This window comes from Hansschlegelia zhihuaiae, from assembly GCF_004103825.1.
In the GTDB taxonomy this organism is placed as follows: domain Bacteria; phylum Pseudomonadota; class Alphaproteobacteria; order Rhizobiales; family Methylopilaceae; genus Methylopila; species Methylopila zhihuaiae.
The window spans coordinates 26,065-35,653 of record NZ_RYFI01000010.1 but is presented as its reverse complement, the minus strand read 5'-3'; the positions used below and the strand labels follow the sequence as shown (position 1 = coordinate 35,653).

The following is a 9,589-nucleotide window of genomic DNA, read 5'->3' as shown; positions in this document are numbered from 1 at the left end:
CCGGGGGGCAGGATCGAGCTCCATTCGGGACGATCCCCACCCGACCCGGCTGACGCCGGGCCACCCTCCCCTTTGCAAGGGGAGGGAGATCGCGCCTGATTCTGAACCGCTGAGGTCCTAAGCCCGCGCCCGCGGGTGGAACGCCTGGTGGATCGCCATCAGCCTCGCGCCGTCGACCTCGGTGTAGATCTGCGTGGTCGACAGGCTCGCATGGCCGAGCAGCTCCTGGATGGTCCTCAGATCGCCGCCGCGCGACAGGAGATGCGTCGCGAAGGAGTGGCGGAGCGCGTGCGGCGTCGCCGTGTCCGGCAGGGCGAGCCCGCCCCGCATGCGCGCGACCGCCGCCTGCACGATGCGCGGATTGAGCGGGCCGCCCTTCGCGCCGACGAACAGCGGCCCCTCGGGCGCGAGCCGCCACGGGCAGAGCGCGAGATAGTCCGCGACCGCGCGCTGGACGGCCGCGATCACCGGCAGCTGGCGGCGCTTGTCGCCCTTGCCCGTCACCTCGACGCGGTCGACGCCCGCGGTCGGAGCCTCGCGGCGGGTCAGCGACAGCGCCTCGGAGATGCGCAGGCCGCAGCCATAGAGCAGCGCGAGCACGGCGGCGTCGCGCGCCAGAACCCAGGGCGCGCGCTCCTCCCCTGCCCGCTCCTCGGCGTCGACCAGGCGCTTCGCCGCCGCGGCGGCGATCGGCTTCGGCAGGCTGCGGGCGATCTTGGGGCTGCGCACCGCGGAAAAGGCCGAGACCTCGCCGAGGCCGCTGCGGGCGAGGTGGCGCGCGAAGGAGCGCGCGGCCGCGAGGGCGCGCATCAGCGAGCGGCTGGAAATGTCCTCGCTCCGCCGCGACGCCAAGAAGGCGCGCACGTCGCGGGGCTTCAGCGCGACGATCTCGGCGACCGAGGCCGGCTCGCCGAGATGACCCTGCAGGAAACCGAGCAGGATGCGGACGTCGCGCCCATAGGCCTCGACCGTCCTGGGGCTCAACCGCCGCTCGGCCCCGAGGCGACGGAGCCAGTCGGCATAGGCCGCGGCCGCGTCAGGCGCGGCGGCAAGCGCGATCGGGGCGGAATCGACAGGGCGGTCCATCGCGCCAGATTGGCCGAGCGCGCTTAATGGGAGAAGAAGAATGCCGACTTATGTGTGCTGGGCTCGGACCGGCCTGCTGTCCGGCGACCAGCGGCGCCGCATCGCGCAGCGCATCACCGAGATCCATCACGAGGCCGGGCGGGCGCCCCGCTATTTCGTGCAGGTGATCTTCAGCGACATCGCCGAGCAGTCGCATTTCATCGCCGGCGAGGAGGCCGAGCGCGACCATATCTGGATCCGCGCCGACATCCGCACGGGGCGCACGCAGGAGCAGAAGGCGCAGATCATGACGCGCATCGTGGACGATGTCTGCGCCATCTCGGGCGCGTCCCGCGAGAGCGTCTGGGTTTATGTCTCCGACATTCCCGGCGCGAGCGTCACCGAGTTCGGCCACATCCTCCCGCAGCCCGGCGAGGAGGAGGCTTGGTTCGCCAGGTTGCCGGCCGAGCTTCAGGAGCGCCTCCGCGCCATCGCCTGACCGACCGGCTGCGACGCCGGCGCCTGTTATATGATTTTATTCCTTGACATCCCGCCTGATCCATGGTCCAGTCCGCGGACCCTTCCCCGTCAGGAAGGCGTGTCCGGACCGGCCGGCCATGCGGGCGAGGGGCGGCGCCTGCGCCTGCGAGCACCGGAGCTCGCGGTCCCGGGACGCCGGCCGCTGGGGCGGTGGGTCTGACGGGACGGCAACGTCTCGCCTGGGTCGCCCGCTCTCAAAGCCGCCCGTCCCGCATTATGACGGGGCCGCGTCATCGAGACGCCTTAAGGGCGGGGTCTTGGGTCTCCGACCCAGGATGCCGCGCCGGAGCAGCTGGCGAAGCGGTCGGTGCAAAGACGTCGCGCGCGGGGCGCCGGGCGACCGGATCGCCGAAGACTGACGGCATGTGGTGGCCCGGCGCCCTGCGCCTTCCCACTGACTTCTTGGTTGCGTGAGCAGAGCAGGACTGAGGCGACGGCCCATCCGGGCCGGCGGACGAGGAGGCGCGCCCGCCGTCCTTAACGTCCCCAAGGGGAGGGGTCGGAGAGCGCGGCGCCACGTCGCCCCCTCCACCGCTTCGCGGTCCCCCTCCCCCGCTGCGCAGGGGAGGAGCAGAGGCGGCGCCGTCCCGGATCCTCCTCCGCTTGCGGAGGAGGGGGACCATGCGAAGCATGGTGGAGGAGGCGGCCGTGCTCCTCGGGTCGATCCGGCGCTTGCCGCCCTCTCCCGCACGCGGGAGAGGGGAGGACGCCACCCCCACCCTCCCCACCAGGGGGAGGGGATCGGAGGCCGCGGCGCCAGGCTCCGCTCATGTCCCGGCCTTGAGCCGGGACCCATTGGGCGCAACCAAAGCCTGCAGGGGCGCTTTGTGTGTGACGACGCGCCTTCTGCAAGCGCCGAACTGGATGGGTCACGGTTCAAAGGCCGCGACATAGGCGGCGGCGTTCCCCTCTCCCACAGCGGTGAAGGGACAAACCAAAACCCCCGCGGAGGGCCGCGGGGGTCTGGAGACTTGAGATGCTCGGGAACGCGTCAGTCGACGACTTCGACGACCTTGCGCTTCGGGCTCACGATGTAACGCTTGTCGTTGACGACCGTGTAGCTGTAGTCGCTGTCCGGCACGCGATAGACGGTGACGTCCTCCGGCAGCGTCGAGCCGACCTCGATCTCGCGCTCGTAGCGGATCGAAGGCTGGCGCTCGCGCACGACATACTCGCGAACCTCCTTGGGCGGGGCGACGGCGGTGCCGATCACGGCGCCCGCCACGCCGCCGACCGCGGCGCCGATCGGGCCGCCCACGACGGCTCCGGTGACGGCGCCGCCCGCGGCGCCCGTGACCGTGCCCTCCTGCGCGACGGCGGCGATCGGCGCCGCGGCGGCGAGGGCGAAAGCGAGTGCGATGGCGCTGCTGCGCATGGGTTTTCTCTCCGACTGTTGATCTGCCGCAAGAACGCTGGCATGCCAACAACGGTTCCCCAGTGCTCCCCTCACCCTGTATTGCAGTTTGTTAGCGATCGAACACGAAGGCTCCCCGCAGCCAAGTCGATCGCAAGTCTAGCTGTATTTAGGTAGGGCCATGCCCGGCACGGCCCGGCATCCCGGCCGTCGTTCCGGGCGACGTCCCGGAACCCCTTTCCTCGGCGTTTCGACGAGTTCGGCGAGGACTGCGGAAATGGATGGCGGGACTTCGCCCGGCATGACGCGGCTCTTGCGCGGGATCAGACGGAGAGGCCCCCGATCACTCGATGGTCTGGCCGGTCTTTGCCCAGTCGGCCACGAACAGTTCGAGCCCCTTGTCGGTCAGCGGGTGCTTGACGAGGCTCTTCAGCACCGCCGGAGGCACCGTAGCGACGTCGGCTCCGGCCTTGGCCGCGTCCTTGACGTGGTTCACGCCGCGGATCGAGGCGGCCAGGATTTCGGTCGAGAAGTCCGAATAGTTGTCGTAGATCGTGCGGATGTCCTGGATCAGCTCCATGCCGTCGATCCCGGAATCGTCGAGCCGGCCGATGAAGGGCGAGATGAAGGTCGCGCCGGCCTTGGCCGCGAGCAGCGCCTGCGGCGCCGAGAAACAGAGCGTGACGTTGACCATCGTGCCGTCCGAGGAGAGCGCCTTGCAGGCCTTGAGGCCGTCCCAGGTGAGCGGCACCTTGATGGTGACGTTGTCGGCGATCTTCCGCAGGATGTGGGCCTGCTTCATGATGGTCTCGTAATCGGTCGCCGCCACCTCGGCCGAGACCGGGCCGTCCACCACCTCGCAGATCTCCTTGATGATCTCCTTGAAGGGGCGGTTCGCCTTGAGCACGAGCGAGGGGTTGGTCGTGACGCCGTCGAGAATGCCCATCGCCGCGAGTTCGCGGATCTCGTTGATGTCTGCGGTGTCGACGAAAAACTTCATCGCGAAAATTCCTTCGGGTCAGGGTTCGGAGCCGCCAAGCGCCCCGCGCTTTTCAAGTGGCCCGACGCCGCGGGATGCGCAAGGCGAAAGGTTGCGCCGCGCTTGACGGGCCGGCGGCGATGCGCCGAAGAGGCGTGACCCTGGCCGCCCACGAAAGTCCCGGATGCCACTTCCCAAGACCGTCGAGGTGCTGCTGCCGGTCGCGCTCGACCGGACGCTGACCTATGCGGTCCCGGACGGGCTCGAGCTCGCCCCCGGCGACGTCGTGGTCGCGCCGCTCGGCTCGCGCGCCCAGATCGGCGTGGTGTGGGACGGCGCGGGCGAGGCGGTCGACGGCGCGCGGCTGAAGACGCTCGAGGGGCGGGTCCCGGCGACCGGGCTCGCAGGCCCGATGCGCCGCTTCGTCGACTGGATCGCGGACTACACGCTCGCGCCGCGGGGCCAGGTGCTCCGCATGGCGCTGAGGGGCCTGGCGGACGAGACGCCGCCGCCGCCGAAGACGGGGTTTCGTGCGACCGGCGCCGCGCCGTCGCGGCTGACGCCGGCGCGCGAGAAGGTTCTGGCGGCTGCCGCCGACGGGGTCGTGCGGCCGAAGGCCAGACTGGCGGAGGCCGCCGGGGTCTCGGCCTCCGTCGTCGACGGTCTGGCGGCGGAGGGGGCGCTGGAGCTGACGCCGCTGCCCCCGCCCCCGCCGCAGCAGCAGCCCGACCCGGCGCGGCCGGGCCCGAAGCTCACGCCCCATCAGGCCCACGCGGCCGAGGCGCTGCGCCGCGCCGTCGCGGACGGCCAGTACCGCGTCGTCCTGATCGACGGGGTCACGGGCTCGGGCAAGACGGAGGTCTATTGCGAGGCCGTCGCCGAGGCGCTGTCGCGCGGCAGGCAGACGCTGGTGATGGCGCCCGAGATCGCGCTCACCGTGCCGTTCCTCGACCGTTTCGCTAAGCGCTTCGGCGTGCGGCCCGCGGTCTGGCACGCAAGCGTCGGCGACATGGGGCGCACGGCGGTCCGGCGCGGCGTGGCGGACGGCTCGATCCGCGCCGTGGTGGCGGCGCGCTCCGGACTGTTCCTGCCGTTCCGCGAGCTCGGGCTGATCGTCGTCGACGAGGAGCACGACGCCGCCTACAAGCAGGAGGACGGCGTGCTCTACAACGCCCGCGACATGGCGGTGCTGCGCGGCCGGCTCGAGGGCGCGCCCGTCGTGCTCGCCTCCGCGACGCCGTCGCTCGAAAGCCGCGTCAACGCCGAGCGCGGCCGCTACGCCAAGCTCGCGCTGCCGGCGCGCTTCGGCGGCCGCGCGATGCCCGAGATCGCCGCGATCGACATGCGGGTGGCGGGCCCCCCGCGCGGCGAATGGCTCGCTCCCCGGCTGGTCTCGGCGATCGCCCAAACGCTTTCGGCCGGTGAGCAGGCGCTGCTGTTCCTGAACCGCCGGGGCTATGCGCCGCTCACCCTCTGCCGGCGCTGCGGCCACCGCATGAAATGCCCGAACTGCTCGGCCTGGCTGGTCGAGCACCGTTTCCGCGCGAGCCTCGTCTGTCACCATTGCGGCCATTCGGGCCCGACGCCCGACGCCTGCCCCGCCTGCGGCGCCGCCGACGCGCTTGTCGCGCTCGGGCCCGGCGTCGAGCGCATCCGCGACGAGGCCGCGGCGCGCTTCCCGGAAGCGCGGATCTCGATCCTGTCGAGCGACGTGATGGGCGCCGGCGAGCGGCTCGCGGCGGAGCTCGACGCGATCGAGCGCGGCGCCGTCGACATCGTGATCGGCACCCAGATGGTGACCAAAGGCCACCATTTCCCGAAGCTCACTCTGGTCGGGGCGGTCGACGCCGATTTCGCGCTCGGGGCCGCGGATCCCCGCGCGGCGGAGCGCACCTTCCAGATGCTGCAGCAGGTGACCGGCCGCGCCGGCCGCGGCGACCGGCCGGGGCGCGCGCTGCTGCAGACCTTCGACCCCGACCACCCGGCGATCCGCGCGCTGGTGGCGGGCGACCGGGAGGGCTTCTACGCCGTCGAGACCGAAGCCCGGAAGGCCGCCATGATGCCGCCCTTCGGCCGGCTCGCCGCGGTCATCGTCACGGCGCCGGCGCGCGAGGCCGCGGAGGCGCACGGCCGCGCGCTCGCCCGCGCCGCGCCGAAGGTCGAGGGCATCCGCGTGCTCGGCCCCGCCGAGGCGCCGCTCGCCATGGTTCGGGGCCGTCACCGGATGCGCCTGCTCGCTCAGGCCCCGCGGACCTTCGACCTGCCGGCCTATATGCGCGCCTGGCTGGCCGCCGCGCCCCAGCCGCGCGGCGGCGTCAGGGTCGCGGTCGACGTCGATCCGCAAAGCTTTCTCTAGCCGCACGGCGGTGTGACAGTTCGTCGAGGGGCTTCGACCCGTTCTTGACGGCGACTAACAGACTATTGATTTCTCTTATGAATTCCGAGCGCGCCACAGCCGCGCCACGATGTTGCGCGGGCCCGCGCGTCATGATAGTCACCCCTCGCGCTCCGGGGACCGCTCCAGGGGCGGGGCCTGTGCGGCCTCAAAAATCAACGGTTCAGGGAGTTCGGAGCGTCCGCTCCGGTTTCAGCCCTCGGCTCCAACCAGCGAGAGACGCTCGGTGGCAGGTAAAGACACCATCGTGTCCGGAATGGCGGGACGCTACGCGTCCGCTTTGTTCGACCTTGCAAAGGAAGAGAACGCGCTCGACGCGGTCTCGAAGGACTTCGACGTGCTGTCGGCGGCGCTCGCCGAAAGCGCGGACCTCCGTCGCCTGACCAGGAGCCCGGTGTTCTCCGCCGAGGAGCAGGAGAAGGCGATCTCCGCCGTGATGGACAAGCTCGGCGTGAAGGGGCTGACGGCGAAGTTCGTGAGCCTCGTCGCGGTGAACCGGCGGCTTTTCGCTCTCGAGGGCATGATCAAGGGCTACCGCGCCCTGGTCGCGGCCGACAGGGGCGCGATCACCGCGGAGGTCACGGTCGCCGAGGATCTCTCCAAGCAGCGCCGCGACGAGCTCGCCGGCGCGCTCAAGGAGATCACCGGGAAGACTGTCGACTTCGACGTCAAGGTCGATCCCAAGATTCTCGGCGGCCTCATCGTGCGGCTCGGCAGCCGCATGGTCGACGCCTCGCTCAAGACCAAGCTCAATTCGATCAAACTCGCGATGAAAGAGGTCGGCTGATGGACATTCGCGCCGCCGAGATCACCTCGATCCTGAAGGATCAGATCAAGAATTTCGGCCAGGAGGCGGAGGTCTCCGAGGTCGGTCAGGTGCTGTCCATCGGTGACGGCATCGCGCGGGTCTACGGCCTCGACAACGTCGAATACGGCGAGATGGTCGAGTTCAAGGACGGCATCCGCGGCATGGCGCTCAACCTCGAGACCGACAATGTCGGCGTCGTGGTGTTCGGCTCCGACCGCGGCGTCTCCGAGGGAGACACCGTCAAGCGCACCGGCTCGATCGTGGACGTGCCGGTCGGCAAGGCGCTGCTCGGCCGCGTCGTCGACGCGCTCGGCAACCCGATCGACGGCAAGGGCGAGATCAAGACCGACGAGCGCCGCCGCGTCGACGTCAAGGCGCCGGGCATCATCCCGCGCAAGTCCGTGCATGAGCCGATGGCGACCGGCATCAAGGCGATCGACGCGCTGATCCCGATCGGCCGCGGCCAGCGCGAGCTGATCATCGGCGACCGCCAGACCGGCAAGACCGCGGTCGCGCTCGACACCATCCTGAATCAGAGGTCGATCAACGAGTCCGGCGACGAGAGCCAGAAGCTCTATTGCGTCTACGTCGCGATCGGCCAGAAACGCTCGACCGTCGCGCAGTTCGTGAAGGTGCTCGAGGAGAACGGCGCGCTCGAATATTCGATCATCATCGCGGCGACCGCGTCCGATCCGGCCCCGATGCAGTATCTGGCGCCGTTCGCCGGCTGCGCCATGGGCGAGTATTTCCGCGACAACGGCATGCACGCGCTGATGGTCTATGACGACCTGTCGAAGCAGGCCGTGGCCTACCGCCAGATGTCGCTGCTGCTGCGCCGCCCGCCGGGCCGCGAGGCCTATCCGGGCGACGTGTTCTACCTGCATTCGCGCCTGCTCGAGCGCGCGGCGAAGATGAACGACGAGATGGGCGCCGGCTCGCTGACCGCCCTTCCGGTCATCGAGACCCAGGCCAACGACGTGTCGGCCTACATCCCGACCAACGTGATCTCGATCACCGACGGCCAGATCTTCCTGGAGTCCGACCTGTTCTACCAGGGCGTCCGCCCGGCCGTGAACGTCGGCCTCTCGGTCAGCCGCGTGGGCTCCTCGGCGCAGATCAAGGCGATGAAGCAGGTCGCCGGCAAGATCAAGGGCGAGCTCGCGCAGTACCGCGAGATGGCGGCCTTCGCGCAGTTCGGCTCCGACCTCGACGCCTCGACCCAGCGCCTGCTGAACCGCGGCGCGCGCCTCACCGAGCTGCTCAAGCAGCCGCAGTTCTCGCCTTTGCGGGTCGAGGAGCAGGTCGTGGTCATCTACGCCGGCACCAACGGCTATCTGGACAAGCTCCCCATCGACAAGGTCCGCAAATACGAGGCGGAGCTGCTCGATCACCTCAATTCGAGCGAAAAGGGCCTGCTGGACACCATCCGCAAGGACAAGCAGCTCAAGGACGACACGATCGAGAAGATCAAGTCGGTCCTGGACAACTTCGCGAAGTCGTTTGGCGACGGCAAGTGATCGCGGCTGTTTGAGAACGGAGTTCGGGCGGCCCCATGGCGAGCCTTAAGGACCTCAGAAACCGCATCGCCTCGGTCAAGGCGACGCAGAAGATCACCAAGGCCATGCAGATGGTCGCGGCGGCGAAGCTGCGTCGCGCGGAAACCGCCGCGGCGGCCGCGCGCCCTTATGCCGAGCGGATGGAGCGGGTTCTGTCGAACCTCGCTTCGGGCATGAAAGGCTCGCCGCTCGCGCCGAAGCTGCTCGCGGGCACCGGCGAGGACAAGCGCCATCTGCTGGTGGTGGTGACGGCCGACCGCGGACTGTGCGGCGGCTTCAACTCCTCGATCGCACGGCTTGCGCGCGACCATGCGCGGCGTCTTCTCGCCGACGGCAAGGAGGTCCAGTTCCTCTGCGTCGGCCGCAAGGGCGCGGACATCCTGCGCCGTCAGTTCCCCGGCAAGATCGACGACGTGATCTCGCTGCGCGAGACCAAGAATGTCGGCTTCTCGAACGCGCAAGCCATCGCCGAGCGGATCGTCGATCTGTATGGCGAGGACAAGTTCGACGTCGCGACGATGTTCTTCTCGAAGTTTAAGTCGGTGGTCTCGCAGATCCCGACCGCGCAGCAGATCGTCCCGGCCGAGATTCCGGAAGGCGACGAGGGCGAGGACCTGCTCAAGGGCGCGGTCTACGAGTACGAGCCGTCCGAGGAGGAGATCCTCGACGAGCTGCTGCCGCGCAACGTCGCCATCCAGTTGCTGAAGGCGCTTCTCGAGAGCGCCGCCTCCGAGCAGGGCGCGCGGATGTCCGCCATGGACAACGCGACCCGCAACGCCGGCGACATGATCAAGCGGCTTTCGCTCGAGTACAACCGAACCCGCCAGGCGCAGATCACCAAGGAGCTGATCGAGATCATCTCCGGCGCCGAGGCGCTCTGACGACATTCCGA

The 9,589-nt window shown here is 69.7% G+C and carries 8 protein-coding genes; 5 read left to right on the top strand and 3 right to left on the bottom strand.

Annotated features, from left to right (window positions below; genetic code table 11):
* Nucleotides 1–117 precede the first annotated feature (117 nt).
* Nucleotides 118–1,086: a tyrosine recombinase XerC gene (locus tag EK403_RS11420; protein ID WP_128777624.1), complete on the bottom strand. Its 969-nt coding sequence runs from the start codon at nucleotides 1,084–1,086 to the stop codon at nucleotides 118–120.
* A 40-nt stretch (nucleotides 1,087–1,126) separates the two neighbouring features.
* Between EK403_RS11420 and EK403_RS11415 the strand changes: the two genes are divergently transcribed.
* Complete coding sequence (locus EK403_RS11415) at nucleotides 1,127–1,564, top strand: tautomerase family protein (protein ID WP_128777623.1); 438 nt, start codon at nucleotides 1,127–1,129, stop codon at nucleotides 1,562–1,564.
* A gap of 1,032 nt (nucleotides 1,565–2,596) precedes the next feature.
* On the opposite strand, the gene EK403_RS11410 is transcribed toward EK403_RS11415, so the two are convergent.
* Both EK403_RS11410 and fsa read right to left on the bottom strand, forming a co-directional pair.
* Nucleotides 2,597–2,980: a DUF1236 domain-containing protein gene (locus EK403_RS11410; protein ID WP_128777622.1), complete on the bottom strand. Its 384-nt coding sequence runs from the start codon at nucleotides 2,978–2,980 to the stop codon at nucleotides 2,597–2,599.
* Between the two features lie 322 nt (nucleotides 2,981–3,302).
* Nucleotides 3,303–3,959 (bottom strand): fructose-6-phosphate aldolase, encoded by a 657-nt coding sequence (fsa, locus tag EK403_RS11405; RefSeq protein ID WP_128777621.1) that lies wholly within the window; start codon nucleotides 3,957–3,959, stop codon nucleotides 3,303–3,305.
* 163 nt (nucleotides 3,960–4,122) lie between these two features.
* Here fsa and EK403_RS11400 point away from each other — a divergent pair, with 163 nt between their 5' ends.
* The 4 genes from EK403_RS11400 (at nucleotide 4,123) to EK403_RS11385 (ending at nucleotide 9,578) form a co-directional block, all read left to right on the top strand.
* Complete coding sequence (locus EK403_RS11400; RefSeq protein WP_128777620.1) at nucleotides 4,123–6,294, top strand: primosomal protein N'; 2,172 nt, start codon at nucleotides 4,123–4,125, stop codon at nucleotides 6,292–6,294.
* 265 nt (nucleotides 6,295–6,559) lie between these two features.
* Nucleotides 6,560–7,120, top strand: coding sequence for a F0F1 ATP synthase subunit delta (locus EK403_RS11395; protein WP_164919576.1), 561 nt, complete (start codon nucleotides 6,560–6,562; stop codon nucleotides 7,118–7,120).
* Nucleotides 7,120–8,658, top strand: a complete 1,539-nt coding sequence (atpA, locus tag EK403_RS11390) for a F0F1 ATP synthase subunit alpha (RefSeq protein ID WP_128777618.1) — start codon at nucleotides 7,120–7,122, stop codon at nucleotides 8,656–8,658. Before EK403_RS11395 ends, atpA begins: the two co-directional genes overlap by 1 nt.
* Nucleotides 8,659–8,693: 35 nt before the next feature.
* Nucleotides 8,694–9,578, top strand: a complete 885-nt coding sequence (locus EK403_RS11385) for a F0F1 ATP synthase subunit gamma (protein ID WP_128777617.1) — start codon at nucleotides 8,694–8,696, stop codon at nucleotides 9,576–9,578.
* Nucleotides 9,579–9,589: the final 11 nt, after the last annotated feature.